Annotated in this window: 16 protein-coding genes; 7 read left to right on the top strand and 9 right to left on the bottom strand. The window is 39.0% G+C overall.

Annotation, left to right across the window (positions count from 1 at the left end; all coding sequences use genetic code 11):
• Positions 1 to 30: 30 nt before the first annotated feature.
• Together HGD76_RS18830 and HGD76_RS18825 are read right to left on the bottom strand one after the other, a co-directional pair.
• On the bottom strand, positions 31 to 393 hold the full coding sequence (locus HGD76_RS18830) for an aspartyl protease (protein WP_168696671.1): 363 nt from the start codon (positions 391 to 393) through the stop codon (positions 31 to 33).
• The gene (locus HGD76_RS18825) at positions 390 to 707 is read right to left on the bottom strand and encodes a hypothetical protein (RefSeq protein WP_039204224.1); all 318 of its coding nucleotides are present in this window, start codon (positions 705 to 707) and stop codon (positions 390 to 392) included. Before HGD76_RS18825 ends, HGD76_RS18830 begins: the two co-directional genes overlap by 4 nt.
• A gap of 81 nt (positions 708 to 788) precedes the next feature.
• On the opposite strand from HGD76_RS18825, the gene HGD76_RS18820 reads away from it, so the two are divergent.
• Both HGD76_RS18820 and HGD76_RS18815 read left to right on the top strand, forming a co-directional pair.
• Positions 789 to 1,373 (top strand): L-threonylcarbamoyladenylate synthase, encoded by a 585-nt coding sequence (locus tag HGD76_RS18820; RefSeq protein WP_015083545.1) that lies wholly within the window; start codon positions 789 to 791, stop codon positions 1,371 to 1,373.
• On the top strand, positions 1,363 to 2,286 hold the full coding sequence (locus tag HGD76_RS18815; protein ID WP_168696670.1) for a sensor histidine kinase: 924 nt from the start codon (positions 1,363 to 1,365) through the stop codon (positions 2,284 to 2,286). The genes HGD76_RS18820 and HGD76_RS18815 overlap by 11 nt, the downstream gene beginning before the upstream one ends.
• On the opposite strand, the gene HGD76_RS18810 is transcribed toward HGD76_RS18815, so the two are convergent.
• The 6 genes from HGD76_RS18810 to cbiE form a co-directional block, all read right to left on the bottom strand.
• On the bottom strand, positions 2,231 to 2,698 hold the full coding sequence (locus HGD76_RS18810; protein ID WP_015083543.1) for a GNAT family N-acetyltransferase: 468 nt from the start codon (positions 2,696 to 2,698) through the stop codon (positions 2,231 to 2,233). The genes HGD76_RS18815 and HGD76_RS18810 overlap by 56 nt on opposite strands.
• Before the next feature lie 148 nt (positions 2,699 to 2,846).
• Complete coding sequence (locus HGD76_RS18805; RefSeq protein WP_168696669.1) at positions 2,847 to 3,257, bottom strand: hypothetical protein; 411 nt, start codon at positions 3,255 to 3,257, stop codon at positions 2,847 to 2,849.
• Positions 3,258 to 3,423: 166 nt separating this feature from the next.
• Positions 3,424 to 4,392 carry a protein translocase subunit SecF gene (gene secF, locus HGD76_RS18800; protein ID WP_168696668.1) on the bottom strand — a complete coding sequence of 323 codons (969 nt, stop codon included), beginning with the start codon at positions 4,390 to 4,392 and terminating at the stop codon, positions 3,424 to 3,426.
• Positions 4,389 to 5,801: a protein translocase subunit SecD gene (gene secD / locus HGD76_RS18795; RefSeq protein WP_168697500.1), complete on the bottom strand. Its 1,413-nt coding sequence runs from the start codon at positions 5,799 to 5,801 to the stop codon at positions 4,389 to 4,391. Before secD ends, secF begins: the two co-directional genes overlap by 4 nt.
• 245 nt (positions 5,802 to 6,046) lie before the next feature.
• Positions 6,047 to 7,030, bottom strand: a complete 984-nt coding sequence (locus HGD76_RS18790) for an alpha-ketoacid dehydrogenase subunit beta (RefSeq protein ID WP_168633509.1) — start codon at positions 7,028 to 7,030, stop codon at positions 6,047 to 6,049.
• A 578-nt stretch (positions 7,031 to 7,608) separates the two neighbouring features.
• Positions 7,609 to 8,817 carry a precorrin-6y C5,15-methyltransferase (decarboxylating) subunit CbiE gene (gene cbiE, locus HGD76_RS18785; RefSeq protein ID WP_168696667.1) on the bottom strand — a complete coding sequence of 403 codons (1,209 nt, stop codon included), beginning with the start codon at positions 8,815 to 8,817 and terminating at the stop codon, positions 7,609 to 7,611.
• A 951-nt stretch (positions 8,818 to 9,768) separates the two neighbouring features.
• Between cbiE and cobG the strand changes: the two genes are divergently transcribed.
• The 5 genes from cobG to cobJ all read left to right on the top strand — a co-directional run bounded on the left by cobG (position 9,769) and on the right by cobJ (position 15,598).
• A complete protein-coding gene (cobG, locus tag HGD76_RS18780) occupies positions 9,769 to 11,178 on the top strand; it encodes a precorrin-3B synthase (RefSeq protein WP_168696666.1) in 1,410 nt (469 codons plus the stop codon).
• A 267-nt stretch (positions 11,179 to 11,445) separates the two neighbouring features.
• A complete protein-coding gene (locus HGD76_RS18775; RefSeq protein ID WP_168696665.1) occupies positions 11,446 to 12,675 on the top strand; it encodes an RNA-guided endonuclease InsQ/TnpB family protein in 1,230 nt (409 codons plus the stop codon).
• A gap of 83 nt (positions 12,676 to 12,758) precedes the next feature.
• Complete coding sequence (locus tag HGD76_RS18770) at positions 12,759 to 13,385, top strand: precorrin-8X methylmutase (RefSeq protein ID WP_015083531.1); 627 nt, start codon at positions 12,759 to 12,761, stop codon at positions 13,383 to 13,385.
• On the top strand, positions 13,385 to 14,092 hold the full coding sequence (locus tag HGD76_RS18765) for a precorrin-2 C(20)-methyltransferase (RefSeq protein ID WP_148765625.1): 708 nt from the start codon (positions 13,385 to 13,387) through the stop codon (positions 14,090 to 14,092). Before HGD76_RS18770 ends, HGD76_RS18765 begins: the two co-directional genes overlap by 1 nt.
• Before the next feature lie 60 nt (positions 14,093 to 14,152).
• The gene (cobJ, locus tag HGD76_RS18760; protein ID WP_168696664.1) at positions 14,153 to 15,598 is read left to right on the top strand and encodes a precorrin-3B C(17)-methyltransferase; all 1,446 of its coding nucleotides are present in this window, start codon (positions 14,153 to 14,155) and stop codon (positions 15,596 to 15,598) included.
• Here cobJ and HGD76_RS18755 read toward each other — a convergent pair.
• On the bottom strand, positions 15,565 to 15,843 hold the full coding sequence (locus HGD76_RS18755) for a hypothetical protein (protein WP_168696663.1): 279 nt from the start codon (positions 15,841 to 15,843) through the stop codon (positions 15,565 to 15,567). The two genes, cobJ and HGD76_RS18755, sit on opposite strands and share 34 nt — an antisense overlap.
• Positions 15,844 to 15,925: the final 82 nt, after the last annotated feature.

The following is a 15,925-nucleotide window of genomic DNA, read 5'->3' as shown; positions in this document are numbered from 1 at the left end:
ATTTCTACTATTATAATAATATCAAAAAAATCATCCCAAAGTCAAAATACCAGCTTGAAAATTCACCACCAAAGGCAAAAACTCCAACCACTCTGAACCCAATAAAATCTCCGTTAATTCATCTCCCGCATAAACAGGAATTTCATACTCTTGATTATCCAATATCACCTTACCTAAGTATCTTTCAAATGTGATTTCACCCTGAGCAGTTCGCAGAATTTCTTTATCTACATAATCCCAATTAAGTCCATCTAAATCTTGTGTATTAATAGCCATAAAGCCTGTGAAACCACTATCAAATAAAGCATCTACAGGCAAAATTAAACCATCATTAGCAACCAACTCAATTTCAAAAAATAGCTGCTTCTTTTCACCAAATGTACCCTCTATCATATTCTCCCAGTTGCTCCAGATTCATTCAAACAAAAAACGCAATGATCAGCATTTGGGTATTTATCGCGGGCTTTTTGATGTGCAATTTCTTTATCTTGATCAATTAAGTAATCACCACTATTTAACTCAATAGCAATATACCAGCCATAATGTTCTTTGATCAATTCAGGACGTACACGCTCAAAAATTGTTCGATAACGTTGATACTCTGCCTCATTTTCAGCTTTACGTCTAGCCAATTCTTCCGGTGATAAAGTCAGTTCCGGAAAAATTCTTCCTCTTCTTGCTGGTTGTTTTGGTGTTAGTTGAGTCATGTTTTTAAACTCCATTTCTACTATGATAATAATATCAAAAAATCATCCCAAAGTTAAAACACCAACAGAAAAACCATCTTTATGAACCTTTCATTATCAGTCCTGATAGAATCTGCAAAAGCTGGAAAACTAATTAGTTTCCCCACAGATACCGTCCCCGCATTAGCCACCATACCAGTACAAGCAGAATTAATTTATGCTGCGAAACAACGCAGTTTTGATAAACCTTTAATTTTAATGGCTGCCAAAGCCGAAGATTTATGGGATTATGTTCAAGGTAGCCAAAGAGAATATCAAATCTGGCAAAAAATTGTTAATCAACATTGGCCAGGTGCATTAACTTTAGTTTTACCAGCTAGTGACAAAATTCCCACCGTCATGAACCCTGTTGAACCAACTACCATTGGGATTAGAGTCCCAAATCATCCAGTTGCTCAAACTATTTTGGCGCAAACTGGGCCAATGGCGACAACTAGCGCTAATTTATCAGGACAACCAGCTTTAGAAACCAAAGCAGCCATAGAAGCTCAATTTCCAGAGGTTTTAACATTAGAATCAACAGAATACCAAGGTTTGGGAATACCTTCCACCGTTGCTAAATGGACAGGGAACAATTGGCAGATTTTACGACAAGGTAGTATTAAATTAGATAATTATGAATTTTAGTAACTGGCTATATTTAGGAGCAGGAATAGGATTAGGAATAGGTATTTGTAGATTATTCCTTCAGCCTACCAAATCTGCATCCATTCCCATTCAAAATGCTCCACAACAGCAAGAAAATCAACTTTTACAAGAATTGAAACAAACTCAATTAGCCTATTATCAGTCCCAAGAAATGAGTCAGTTCCAAGCAGGTTTTTTAGCCCGAATTAGCCATGAATTGCGATCGCCATTAGGGAGTATAATTGGCTTACATCAATTGATTTTGACAGATTTATGTGACAATCCCCAAGAAGAACGGGAATTTGTCGGACAAGCTCACGAAAAATCTCTCAAGTTATTAAAACTAATTGATGAAATTCTGAATGTTTCCAAAATTGAATCTGGTAGAAATAAATTAGATATTGAAACTTTGCAATTATCTGAATTTTTACAAGAAATTTATAACTTAACTTATCTATTAGCAGTCAATCGTAATTATCCTTTTACTTTATCACCACCAGATCCAAAAATTTACATTTTAGCAGATTCCCGTTGGCTCAAACAAGTATTAATAAACTTGATAGATACAACAATTGCTCAAATGGAAGCAGGGAATATTTATCTTTCTAGTCATCTACAACCTACAGATAATTATGTAAATATCTGCTTAGATGTACCCACTGAAACTGTAGTTACAAGTGAATCTATAGATTTGATGATAGCTGAAAATCAGACAACTCAGAAAAATATAGTTCTGTCACCAGCAATGAAACTTTCACTTCATCAAAGTTTAGTAGAATTGATGGGAGGAAAGTTAGAAATTTTGCCTTTCCCCACCAATCAGGAAGAAAAATCACAGTTAACAAGATGGCAAATATCTATGCCTCTAACGACTCCTGAAGTTGAATCTCTCCAGGAACAAAATCAAAATTAGATTGATTGTATAGCACCATTGTTGTTGTGTTATTTGCTTGAAAACCAATCTTCTCATAAAATTCCTGTTGGTGAGTTGTCATCAAATACACACGCTCTACTTTTTGCATTCGCGGATGACTTAAAACAGTTTCTACCAACTTGCTACCTAGTCCATTACCTTGATATTCTGGATGAATCACAACATCCCAAATTGTAGCGCGATAGATACCATCAGAAGTCGCTCTTGCAAAGCCAATTAATAATTCCTTCTCCCAGACAGAAATCACAGGTTCACTATTAGCAATAGCTATACCCCAATCCTTAATACTTCGTCCTTTTGCCCAAAAAGCGGACAGATTAAACAGTTCTTGGAGTTGGTAAAGATCAATATCCGCATGACTGTGGCTAAATTGAATCTGAGAATATTTCATCTATAAACACCCACTTATCCTAAGATATTTGTTTCTGTTATGGCATATTTTCCTAGAAATTACTAAACCTGTATATGTATATGCAACAGTTCAATTAAAAATTAAGAATTAAAAATTAAAACACTCTTTTTTAATCAATCTTCCCTGTTCATTGACAAACCCACTTCCATAGAGGGTGAGAAGATCCTTGTTGACGAATACGATAAACTTGCTTTTTTAATTTTTCCTGTTCTGCCAATGGTAATCCCCACAGAATATTGCGACTTTGCCAAACTAAAACAGAAGTTGTCACACTTATGCACAAACTTAAACCCAGGGCAGATAGAGGATGAAAAATTAGTGCATACCGTAATCCTACCCAGGTAAAATATTGTTGTAACAAGGAAATTTCTACCCGTAAATCCCACAGGCAAACAGGCGCTATTATTAGCCACAAACAGCCGACAAATAACCATCTGCCGTATACTGTAAGCTGATGTAGCTTTTGGATTTGTTGAGTAAAAGCAGAATCTAATCCCAATTCTTCTACCTCAATTTGTGGTTCTTCGGGTTTATCCATAGGAAGAGTATAGCTTGCGCCTACAAAAAACTCTAAAATCTCGTTCCCAGTCTCCGACTGGGAATGTTTATTATTGCGGCTCTGCCGCTAGTGACAAGGAGGCTCCAGCCTCAAATTAGGCATTCCCAGCCAGAGGCTAGGAACGAGGTATTTTCCATGACTGAATTTAGCTTTCTGGAGAAGTCACAGGGGGTTCAACTTGGTAATTTTGACTGCGTTCTCGCCACCAAATCAGGAGTGTACTGGCAATGAATATACTAGAATAAGCTCCCATTATAAAGCCGACAATTAAAGCTAGAGAGAAATAATGGAGCGTTTCTCCACCAAATAGGAAAATAGCAGTTAATGTCAGTAAGGTGGTTAAAGTCGTGTTGATTGACCGAGATAAAGTTTGGTTAACAGCATCATCAACAACCTCAGCAATTGGTTGTTCAGGATGAAGTTTAATAGTTTCCCGAATGCGGTCATAAATTACCACAGTATCATTGACTGAAAACCCTGTGATAGTTAACAAAGCAACAATGAAAAGACTATCTACCTCAACACCGAAAACTAAGCCTAAAATTGAGAAAACTCCAGTTGTGACGAGAATATCGTGAAACAATGCCACAATAGCTAATAAGGCATAGTCCAACTGAAACCGGAAAGCCATATAAACAGTTATCCCGACAAAGGAAACTATTAAAGCTAAGATTCCCGAAGTAAATAATTCCTTTCCTAAAGTTGCACCAACGGAGTCAATTTGGTTTTTTTGCGGGTCGAAAGCGCCGATTTTTTCAGTTAAGGCAGTTTGCAACTTTGTCCGCTGTTCTGTTTCCAGGTTTTTTGTGCGAATAGTAATGCCATTTTCTTGGCCATTTTCTGATATTAATTGAATACTACTATCTCCAAGTCCCTGGGATTTGGCGACTTCTCGCACCAGATTAATATCTATTGGCTGGTCACAGTTACCAGGTTTGTCACAGTCCCGGACAAATTGCAACCTTGTTCCCCCAATAAAGTCCAAACTGGGACGCAGAGGCGCTTTAATGCTGGGATTTAAGGAAGATATCACCATGGAAATGATACCGATCAGAATAATAACAGCGGAAATAGTCCACCAAGTAACCCTGGCTTTGTTAATATCTAATCTCATCGTGCCACTCCTGTCTTATTTGTTACTGGCACATTAGGAGCATAAAATTCTGTTTTCCGCAAAGAGGGAATGGAAATAACTAAAAACATCAATGTGCGACTACAAGTAATTGCGGTAAACATACTCACACCCACGCCTAAAGCTAAGGTAAGAGCAAAGCCTTTGACTAGTCCTGAACCTAACCAAAACAATGCAGCACAAGCAATCCAGGTAGTAACGTTACTATCCAAAATACTAGAAAAGGCGCGGTAAAAACCGGATTCTACAGAACGATACAAAGATTTACCTGATTGTAGTTCTTCCCTGGTGCGTTCAAAAATCAAAACGTTAGCATCAACTGCCATACCGATACTGAGAATAAAACCCGCAATTCCCGGTAAGGTGAGGGTGACACTCAGTAAACAGAAAGCAGCCCAAGTCAGTAGGGAGTAAATCAATAGTGATATATTCGCTATCATTCCTGGTAATCTATAGTACCACACCATAAATATTAATACTAAAGTCAGACCACCAATACCAGCGTAGATACTTCTTTGAATACTATCTTTTCCTAAAGTAGCCCCTACCGTTCTTCTCTCCGCAATTTCCACAGGAACAGGTAATGCACCACCGCGTAATTGTACGCCTAAATCATTGGCTTCTTGGGCTTGAAAACGACCTGTAATTACCGCAGAACCGCCAGTAATCCCAGTAGCAGCAAATTCTACACCTACACTAGGTGAACTGATCAGTTCATTATCAAGGAAAATACCGATCCCACGACCAGTGCCAGCGAGGTCTTTTGTGAGTCCAGCAAAGAGTTCACCACCCTTTTGATCAAAACGGATAGCCACATCCCAGTTATTGCCTTGAGTGGGCTGACCGTAGGCATCCTGGAGATATTTACCTGTTAGGGGTGGATTCGTACTTTCAAACAATTCTGCAACTGCTTGATTACTTTGATCAAACTCTTGCTTATTTTGATCAATTGCTGCTTGATCTTTACTCTTTTTCAAGTCTTCGCGCTTGGTTTTCAGGTCATTTTTTGTTACCTGAAGAGCAAAAAGTTGAGTTTCTGTATTCGGTTTTTGGACACGGAACTCTAATTGCGCTGTACCGCCTAATACCCGTTCTGCTTGTTCTGGATCATTGACACCAGGTAGTTGTACGGAAATCTTATCTGTACCGATAGTTTGAATTAATGGCTCAGAAACACCAAGACCATTAATCCGCCCTTCCACTACTTTTTTTACAGCTTCCAATTCTCTTTCGGTGATTTGGGGAATTTCCGCCGTTGGTTTCACCTGAATGGTAAGCTGTGACCCACCTCGTAAGTCTAGTCCCAAGGGGACAGGAATTGTCACAATCACCGTAATAGCGGCGATGACCAACACTATAATTAACGCTAATAGCGATCGCTGTTTTTGCATACCATCACTCACAACTGACAAAGGTTATAATAACGTTCTTTTTGTCAGTTGTGAGGATAAATTTGGTCAGTAGTCAGTAGTCATTGGTCATTGGTCACTGGTCACTGGTCATTGGTCACTGGTCACTGGTTCACAGTAACTGACAACTGTACGGGCGAAGCATTTGGAGAACTATTTTTTGCAATAATCGATAATTTATCTTCCAAATGCTTCGCCCCTACTGACAACGAACAACTGACAACTTCCTAAATTCGCAAAGCCACCATTTTCTGGACTGCTTCGACGATTTGCTCTGGTTGGATAATAGTTAGACGCTCAAGATTACCATTGTAAGGTGTGGGGATATCTTGAGAAGAAAGCCGCAACACAGGTGCATCTAATTCATCAAATAAGCGGTCATTAATAGAAGCAACTAATTCTGCACCAATACCCCCAGTTCTCATGCACTCTTCCACAACAATCACCCGGTGAGTCTTGCGAATTGATGCGCCAATAGTTTCAAAATCAAGAGGTTTCAAGGAAATTAAGTCAATAACTTCTGGATCGTAACCTTGTTTTTCCAAAACTTTCACAGCTTGCAGCACATGATACCGCATCCGCGAATAAGTGAGAATTGTCACATCCTTACCTGGACGAACAACTTCAGCTTTATCTAGCGGTAGCACATATTCTGTTTCTGGCAGGTCTTCTTTTAAGTTATAAAGTAAAACGTGTTCAAAAAATAACACCGGGTTATCATCGCGGATAGCTGCTTTCAGTAATCCTTTAGCGTTATAAGGTGTGGAACAAGCCACAATTTTTAAACCGGGAACAGCTTGGAAATAAGCTTCAAGACGTTGGGAATGTTCCGCACCAAGCTGTCTACCCACACCCCCAGGACCACGAATCACCATCGGGATTTTAAAGTTACCACCGGAAGTGTAACGTAACATCCCCGCATTATTAGAAATTTGGTTGAAGGCCAGGAGCAGAAAGCCCATATTCATGCCTTCAATAATCGGTCTTAACCCAGTCATAGCCGCCCCTACAGCTATCCCAGTAAAGCTATTTTCCGCAATGGGGGTATCTAAAACTCGCAAATCACCATATTTTTGGTGTAAGTCTTTAGTAACTTTATAAGAACCGCCGTAGTGTCCTACGTCTTCACCCAGAATGAATACGCTAGAATCGCGGGACATTTCTTCGTCAATAGCTTCCCGCAGGGCGTTGAAAAATAGTGTTTCTGCCATTTAGACCTTTATCGCAATTTATCGTTATAGAATTTTATCGTGCCATTGTCCCGAATACAGTCAAGCCTAGCACTGTTGTTGAGAACATCAGATAATTCTTTATAATCCACTTTTTGCACGTAGCGGTAGAAAATTCATGATATCTGACTTGAAGAATAATTGCACGAAAAAATCACAAAAGTTGGTTAAGGTGGAGTAAAATACCAACAACATCTTTATCTAGCTGAATATAGACACTTACCAACAAAGACTGATTGGGGAAATGCGTTATTACTTCTATCTAGTAGTCTGTTAAATTTATCTTGACGGGTTTTTGGTAGTGCAAGCATACTATGGCTAACGCCACGCTGCGCTATCTACAAGCTCAGTACAAGTCTTACCCGCGTGAGCGAGACGCTCACACTACAGTCCATCATTTTTATCTTGACAAACTACTAGTACAGTACAGCGTAAGTAAGATAACCATTAAAAATCCCTAAAAAGCTTATACAATCTGCTTTTTTAATTTTTAATTGTTAATTTTTAATTCCGCCCTGCGGTACTAGTTCTGTTGGTAATTTTGTCTAGATATCTAATTGTCAATTTTTAACTCCTACCCATTGAGTCACAGGAGACATTGCTTTCCAACCTAGAAATTTACCAATAGGTTCGGCTCGTTGAATAGCAATGCGGGTAAAGTTTCCTCCCACTTTTTCATACCATTGATATAATCTTTGTTCACCTGCCAAAGTGACAACATTAGCCACCATTCTACCTCCAGGAAGCAACACATTCCAACAATTTTCTAATATTTCTGATGCTGTCACACCACCACCAATAAAAATTGCGTTTGGTGCTGGTAAATTTGGGATAACTTCTAACGCTTTACCTGCCATAATTTGTAAATTTGGTGTTCCCAAAGCAGCCGCATTATCGGCAATATAATTTAGTCTAGTAGAATTTTGTTCAATAGCGATCGCACAACATCTTCTATCACTCCGCAACCATTCTATAGAAATAGAGCCACAACCAGCCCCCACATCCCAAAGCAACTCCCCCGGTAAAGGTGCTAAACTCGATAAAGTCACCGCCCGGACTTCCCTTTTCGTCAATTGTCCATCATGATGAAAAGCATCATCAGGTAAACCGGGAAATCTCGATAAACCCACAATTCCCCTATCAGCAATACATTCCACCGCAATAGTATTTAAAAGAGCGATATTTTCTTCTTGCCAATTAGTAGCGATATCTGTTATAATGGTTTCTTCAATATTACCCATTTTTTCTAAAACGGTAATTTGACTATTACCATAACCGCGATTTATTAAAATTTCCGCCACATGAGCCGGAGTATTTTTTCCCTCACTTAAAATTAATAATTTTGCACCGGGATAAATATAAGATTGCAGTAAAGAAACCGGACGACCACATAAACTTAAAGTTTCCACTTCCGTTAATGACCATCCTAATCGAGAACAAGCCAGACTAAAAGCGGAAGGTGCAGGAATAATAGTAATTTCCGAAATATCAATATCTTTAAGAATAGTTGCACCTACACCATAACATAGAGGGTCGCCACTAGCTAAAATACAAACTGCTTCACCACGACGACTGATAATTTCGGTTATGGAAGTTTGAAAAGGTGATTTCCAGGAAATTTTTTCCCGGTTGTCGTCAGGGGGTAACATGGAAAGATGACGTTCCCCACCGAAGATAATTTTAGCTTTGTCGAAGCAGGAAACAGCTATGGGACTTAACCCTGCTAAACCATCTTCACCGATACCGATAATTGATAACCATTTTTGCATAATTTGTTTGTTTTGCTGGAATATCGCTTTTATTACCTTACCGTGAGGGGATGTAACGTTGGTGCTTTGAGTTGAATAAGAGTGTTTTTTCTCGCAGAGACGCAGAGGCGCAGAGAAGAGCGCGGAAGGAGTTTTGATGGGTAGGTAAAGTGTCGAATATTCTTTTGAAGGATAATGTATGAGTTTTGTTGTAACTTGATGTTGAGATTCAGTAATTCTACTATTGTAAATACGGAAATTCCTATGTTAGATTTTTAATCTCCAAAGTGCTTGAAATTTATTCCTGAAATACTCGTCATATTCTATTCTAGTTACAGAATTTGAGCTTTAAATAGCTGTGAGATAAATTAAAACTAGATTAATAAACCTTAGGTTAATTTATCGAGGGTTTTTTCCGTTAATATTCATTTTTCATTTTTCCACCAAACCGCCTGAGAATGAATTCTCAGTCTCATAGCAAAAGTCTGTTAAAACAGACTGAATAAGTATCAATCTTCATTCAGCTTTAGCTGAATTTCGCTATTAGCCAAGAAATATGGCTTACGCCACGCTTCGCTATCATTTCTTGGCGGTGGTAATATCATGATGATGATAGTAGTGGTGGTGAAAAATGCCCGATTAAAAAAACTAAAGATATCAAGAATTTGCGAAATGTGGGTTTAAACTCTTACCTTTGCGTCTTTGCTCCTTTGCGACTACCCTTCGGGATCTCTAAGAGAGATTGCGCGAAACAAAATTCATTGACATAGCCAAAAACACCATCTCATGGTAAACTACTAAATCTGAGAGTTAGGAAACTTCGGTTCAATTCCGAGACTGTGCCGCAACTGTAAAGCAATTTGAGGTGATTGAAGTTTAATTAAAAATCTCACATTGAGTAAGTCAGAATGCTAACTCTCAAGTATTCACTTCCATTCTGTCTCTGCGTCACACAGAGAAGGAGTTCTAATTTTGCAAATTCCATTTACCGCTTGTCCGGGATTATTTTACAGCACACCAGCCCAAGACGGTCTTCTTTATCGGCTAAGAATACCAGGGGGAATCATTAATTATCAACAATTTCAGACTATTGCAGATATTGCTGATAATCATGGTAGTGGCTATATTGATATTACTAACCGCGCTAATATTCAAATTAGAGAAATTCAACAAAGCATAAATATTGAAGTTCTGAAAAAATTCCAAGCATTAGCTTTAGCTTCTACCAATGCCAAGATAGATCATATCCGCAACATCATGACCAATCCCACAGCGGGTATTGATACAGAAGAATTAATAGATACTCGTTTCTTAGTGAAAGCTTGGGAAGAATATATTACCGCACATTCTCCGCTTGGTGAATTATCTGCAAAATTTAGCGTTTGCTTCGATAGTGGAGGCAAAGTTTCCGTAAGATATCAACCCAATGATATTATATTGGCAGCAGAATTAAATAACAGCAATGTATATTTGCGGTTATATCTCAGCTATGGAGAAAAAGGAGAACCAGCAAAAGACACAGGAATTGTATTCAAACCAGAAGAGACAATCACAGTTTTAGAAGCATTAGCAGAAACTTACCTCAAACATATAGACACCAAAAACCGTCGCAAATTACGTTTACGAGAAATAATCAATAACATCACAGTTAAAGAATATCTTCATCAAGTCCAACAACACCACAACCCCTATATACTTAATATTAAAAAAACTCCTCTCCGTACTTCCGCGCCTATGCGAGAAAAAACTCATATTGGCATTCATCCCCAAAGCCAAACCGGATTATATTATATTGGCATAGTCTTACCCTTGGGAAGATTAGAAACTTCGCAAATTAGAGGTTTAGCAAATATTGCCAAAAGGTATGGTGATAGTAATATCAGGTTAACACCTTGGCAAAACTTACTATTAACCGATATTCCCCAAAACCAAATTAGCGAAGTTGAGCAAGAAATTACCAATTTAGGTTTAAACTCATCACCAACCGACATCAAAAGTTTTTTAGTAGCTTGTTCCGGGAAACGGGGTTGTGCTGCTGCGGCCACAGAAACTAAAGATGATGCCTTAAATTTGGTAAAATACCTGGACAGTCTGATGATTCTAGATTCTTCAGTCAATATCCACTTTAGTGGTTGTAGCAAATCTTGCGCTCAACACACACAAGCTGATATTACTCTACTTGGTATTACCACAGAAACCCCTGGCTATCAAGTTTATGTTTTGGGTCATTTACTTTATGAATATGTGACTATAGCGAAAATTCCGATTTTGATTCCAGAAATGTTGGCAGTGTATCAAAAACAACGTCTAAATTTACAAGAAACCTTTGGACAATTTATTCAGCGTCACAGCCACCAATTAAATCAATTATTTAAGTATTAAGCCAAATATATTTCACATTTCATTTGTCTGTATGCTTTATCCAATCAAGGATACAGAATAAAAAAATAGGAAATTAATATTGCACAGGTACTTATAAGGAGAATGCCGAAAACCCTTGAAGGCGTGTCCGACTCAGGAGGACACACCTGTGCAACAGCTGCGGGATGAAGGCTAGTTACAGGATTTATCCTGCACTGACATTTTGTATATATTGTATAATAAATGCAGGTTGAAACCAAATCAAATTGATTGTTCAAAGTTAAATCAATGCTAGTCCTAGAATACAAAGTTAAAGGTAAACAAGATCAATACAACGCCATAGACGATGCAATTCGTACCACCCAATTCATTCGTAACAAAGCGATAAGATATTGGATGGATGCCCCGCAGGAACTCAAAATTGACAAGTTTGCTCTTAACAAGTATTCAACAGAACTACGCTCAGACTTTACCTTTGCTGCTGAATTAAACTCAATGGCAGTACAATCAGCCGCAGAAAGAGGATGGTCTGCTATATCAAGGTTTTACGACAACACTTCGGCAAGGCTCAGTGACCACTGTAAATCTAAAAAGTCTGGAAAGAAAGGATATCCACGGTTTCAGAAAGATTGCCGTTCTGTTGAATATAAAACATCAGGATGGAAATTACACAAAACTAAGCGACGGATTACTTTTACTGATAAAAAAGGGATTGGTGAACTCAAATTATTAGGTAAATGGGATATTCAATCCTACGAACTTAAAGATATTAAACGAGTGCGTTTAATCCGTCGTGCCGATGGATATTATGCTCAGTTTTGTGTGGGCATTGATGTTGTAGATATTCAACCAAAAACAGGTAAAGAAATCGGGTTAGATGTCGGTATAGAGTCGTTTTACACCGATTCTAATGGACATCATGAACCCAACCCTCAGTTTTTGAGAAAGGCTGAAAAATCTATCAAACATTCTCAAAGACGGATTTACAAAAAAGTCAAAGGTTCTAGCGGTAGAAAAAAAGCTAGGAAAGTTTACGCAAAAAAACACTTAAAAGTAAATAGGCAACGGATTGAACACGCTAAGAAAATAGCGCGTAACGTATGCAAGTCTAACGACTTAGTGGCCTATGAAGATTTAAGGGTTTCAAACATGGTAAAAAATCATTGTTTAGCAAAATCAATTAGTGACGCTAGTTGGTATTTGTTCAGGCAGTGGATTGAATATTTTGCTGTTAAATTTGACAAAATTACTATAGCTGTAGCACCACATTATACTTCTCAAAAGTGTTCTAGCTGTGGCGTAATTGTCAAAAAATCTCTATCAACTCGCACCCATAAATGTAGCTGTGGATGCGAATTGCATAGAGATACAAATGCCGCAGTTAATATTCTAAATCTGGCAAAAAATAGGGGAGGGCATCCCCAAATTAACGCTACAGGAGTTGAAACCACTACTCTGCTTGGTGTAAACCTGGTTGAGCAAGTTTTGACGGTGAATGTAGAATCCCCGTGTCTTTAGACAGGTGAGTGTCAACTAATCATCTTAATCAAATAAATCACAAAAATCACAGTCCAATTTAACCTTTACAACCTAAAAATCTCATGTTTGATTACATCCGTGATGGTAACGAAATATATCGTAATTCCTTTGCAATTATTCGGTCAGAGTCCAATCTGGAAAGATTCCCTGAAGATGTAGCGAAAGTTGCTGTCCGCATGATTCACGCCTGTGGAATGACGGATATTGTCAATGACTTAGAATATTCATCTACAGCGGTAGAAGCCGGAAAAAAAGCCCTAATTGGTGGTTCACTGATTTTGTGTGATTCTTACATGGTAGCGGAAGGTGTTACCAGAAAAAGATTACCCAAGAATAATAAAGTTCTCTGTACACTCAATGATCCAGAAGTGCCACAATTAGCCAAAAGATTAAGAAATACCAGGTCAGCAGCGGCTTTAGAATTTTGGCGTTTCCATATAGAAGGGGCAATTGTGGTGATTGGGAATGCCCCCACAGCCCTATTTAGGCTATTGGAAATGCTGGACGAAGGTATCCCCAGACCGGCGTTAATATTGGGCTTTCCTGTTGGTTTCGTGGGTGCAGTCGAGTCAAAAGTCGCATTGGCCGCAGATAGCCGCAATGTCCCATTTATGACTTTACATGGTAGACGGGGCGGAAGTGCGATCGCTGCGGCTGCTGTTAACGCTTTAGCAAGTGAGGAAGAGTAATGACTAACTCTGGAGGTCGTCTTTATGGAATTGGTGTGGGACCTGGAGACCCTGAACTCATCACCTTAAAAGCCTTGCGTCTCCTCCGTTCTGCCCCAGTTATCGCTTATCAATCAGCTACAGATAAAGAAAGTATTGCCAGAAAAATCGTTTCTTCATACTTGGATAATAGTCAGATTGAGGTAGCATTTCATCTGCCTCGCGCCTTAGAACCAGAAAAGGCTAAATCTATCTATGACCAAGAAACTCAACCTATTGCTGACCATTTAGCAGCAGGTCGGGATGTGGTGGTTATCTGTGAAGGAGATCCGTTTTTCTACGGTTCATTTATGTACCTTTTTACTAGGTTAGCTGATAAGTACAAAACGGAAGTCGTCCCCGGAGTTTCCTCACTTATGGCCTGTCCGGTGGCTTTGGGTTTACCATTCACCTATTACAATGATGTCCTGACGGTTTTACCTGCACCATTACCAGTAGAAGTTCTCACTAGTCGGCTTTTATCTACTGATGCTGCGGCGATTATGAAACTTGGTCGTCATTTTCCGAAAATTAGGAATCTTCTCCATGAATTAGGACTAGCTTCACGGGCTAGATACATTGAACGGGCTACAAGCACACAACAGCGGATATTGCCCCTTGATGAAGTTAATCCAGAAGATGTACCTTATTTTTCTATGATTGTGATTCCTACTAAAAGTAAGTTGTAGTTGTCAGAATCAGGATTTACGGTTACTGAGCGAAGTCGAAGTACGAGATTAGGATTTTCTATGAATACAAGGGTAGCCCCTGCGGTTGTGGTTTTGAGTCAGAATAGCGTTATGGTGGGGCGAAAAATTACCAATGTCTTACCAGGTGCGAAACTATATGGTTTAGTTAATCGTACTCATGATGTTGATATTAGCTTTAGCAATTTTGGCGAAACTGTGCGAGAATTATTCGCCGCTGGTACACCCATAATTGGTATTTGTGCGGCTGGTATTCTTATTAGAACAATTGCACCTTTATTGACTGATAAAGGACAAGAACCGCCAGTTTTAGCTGTAGCGGAAGATGGTAGCGCTGTAGTTCCACTTTTGGGTGGTTTAAATGGTGTTAATGATTTAGCGCGTCAAGTCGGGGAAGCACTTAATATAAAACCAGCAATTACCACCACAGGAGATATCCGCTTTCATACTGCTTTGTTGTCTCCTCCCTCTGGATATCATTTAGCTAACCCAGAACATGGGAAAAAATTTATTGCTGATTTATTAGCGGGGGGAAAAGTTAGGTTAGAGGGAACAGCACCTTGGTTGAGTGAGAGTAATTTACCTATTGATGAAAATGGTGAGTTAATTATTCAAGTTACCGAAAATTTGGGCAATCCTAGCTCTAATTGTTTAGTGTATCATCCTGCCAAGATAGCGATCGCCATATCAACTAAAATTATTAACCCCACCACCACAGGACAACCCCAGGGAAAATTAGCTATTATTGGTACGGGTCCAGGTGCATCTCAATGGATGTCACCGCAAGTAAAAGAAATTCTAGCAGCAGCAACGGATTTAGTTGGTTATAAAACCTATATTAATTTAATTGGACATCTTGCCGATGGTAAGCGCGTCCATGAATCAGATAATCGAGTAGAAGCAGAAAGGGCATATCAGGCCTTAGAGTTAGCCGCAGAGGGAAAATATGTAGTAGTTGTATCTTCCGGCGACCCCGGTATTTACGCAATGGCAGCGGCTGTTTTTGAGGTTTTAGAGCAATATCATCAACCAGAATGGCAAACAATTGATATTCAAGTCGCTCCTGGTATTTCTGCTATGCAAGCCGCAGCAGCCAGGATTGGTGCGCCTTTGGGGCATGATTTTTGTGTGATTTCTCTCTCTGACATTTTAAAACCTTGGGAAATTATCGCTCAACGCATTACCGCTGCGGCTACAAGTGATTTTGTGATTGCTTTTTATAATCCTGTATCAAAAGAACGCACTTGGCAACTAGCAGCCGCGAAAAAGATTTTAATGGAACACCGCAAACCTCATACCCCAGTCGTCTTAGGACGAAATCTAGGGAGGAAGGGAGAAGAAGTTAAGGTAATTACCCTGGAAGAGTTAGAACCAGCATTAGCAGATATGCGAACTGTCATTATTATCGGTTCTTCCCATACTCGAAAAATTCAGCAGGATAATCATATTTGGGTTTATACTTCCCGCCGATATAATTCTGAAGAATGATGTTTTTTATATGAATAAAAATATCCTTCTTCCTTTCTCCTTTCTCCTTCCTTCTTCTTCCTTTCTCCTTCCTTCTTCTTTCTTTCTCTTTTGTCCTTTCTCCTTTCTCCTTTCTCCTTCCTTCTTCTTTCTTTCTCTTTTGTCCTTTTTCCTTTCTCCTTCTTTCTCCTTCCTTCTCCTTCCTTCTTCTTTCTTTCTCCTGACTCCTGACTCCTGACTCCTGACTCCTCTAAGATATAATCCACTTAATTATGTCTAGTTTATATCGGAAAAAGACTTGATTTTTTTATTCTGATCATCAACAATAAAAACATCATGTTCCAGACA

Source organism: Dolichospermum flos-aquae CCAP 1403/13F (genome assembly GCF_012516395.1).
GTDB lineage: Bacteria > Cyanobacteriota > Cyanobacteriia > Cyanobacteriales > Nostocaceae > Dolichospermum > Dolichospermum lemmermannii.
The sequence above is the reverse complement of the archived record's forward strand: the minus strand, read 5'-3'. Positions and strand labels throughout refer to the sequence as shown.

Excerpts from the sequence above, each read along its gene's own strand:
- HGD76_RS18830 (WP_168696671.1), bottom strand. The coding sequence starts at position 393 with ATGATAGAGGGTACATTTGGTGAAAAGAAGCAGCTATTTTTTGAAATT.
- HGD76_RS18825 (WP_039204224.1), bottom strand. The coding sequence starts at position 707 with ATGACTCAACTAACACCAAAACAACCAGCAAGAAGAGGAAGAATTTTT.
- HGD76_RS18820 (WP_015083545.1), top strand. The coding sequence starts at position 789 with ATGAACCTTTCATTATCAGTCCTGATAGAATCTGCAAAAGCTGGAAAA.
- HGD76_RS18815 (WP_168696670.1), top strand. The coding sequence starts at position 1,363 with ATGAATTTTAGTAACTGGCTATATTTAGGAGCAGGAATAGGATTAGGA.
- HGD76_RS18810 (WP_015083543.1), bottom strand. The coding sequence starts at position 2,698 with ATGAAATATTCTCAGATTCAATTTAGCCACAGTCATGCGGATATTGAT.
- HGD76_RS18805 (WP_168696669.1), bottom strand. The coding sequence starts at position 3,257 with ATGGATAAACCCGAAGAACCACAAATTGAGGTAGAAGAATTGGGATTA.
- secF (WP_168696668.1), bottom strand. The coding sequence starts at position 4,392 with ATGAGATTAGATATTAACAAAGCCAGGGTTACTTGGTGGACTATTTCC.
- secD (WP_168697500.1), bottom strand. The coding sequence starts at position 5,801 with ATGCAAAAACAGCGATCGCTATTAGCGTTAATTATAGTGTTGGTCATC.
- HGD76_RS18790 (WP_168633509.1), bottom strand. The coding sequence starts at position 7,030 with ATGGCAGAAACACTATTTTTCAACGCCCTGCGGGAAGCTATTGACGAA.
- cbiE (WP_168696667.1), bottom strand. The coding sequence starts at position 8,817 with ATGCAAAAATGGTTATCAATTATCGGTATCGGTGAAGATGGTTTAGCA.
- HGD76_RS18775 (WP_168696665.1), top strand. The coding sequence starts at position 11,446 with ATGCTAGTCCTAGAATACAAAGTTAAAGGTAAACAAGATCAATACAAC.
- HGD76_RS18770 (WP_015083531.1), top strand. The coding sequence starts at position 12,759 with ATGTTTGATTACATCCGTGATGGTAACGAAATATATCGTAATTCCTTT.
- HGD76_RS18765 (WP_148765625.1), top strand. The coding sequence starts at position 13,385 with ATGACTAACTCTGGAGGTCGTCTTTATGGAATTGGTGTGGGACCTGGA.
- cobJ (WP_168696664.1), top strand. The coding sequence starts at position 14,153 with ATGAATACAAGGGTAGCCCCTGCGGTTGTGGTTTTGAGTCAGAATAGC.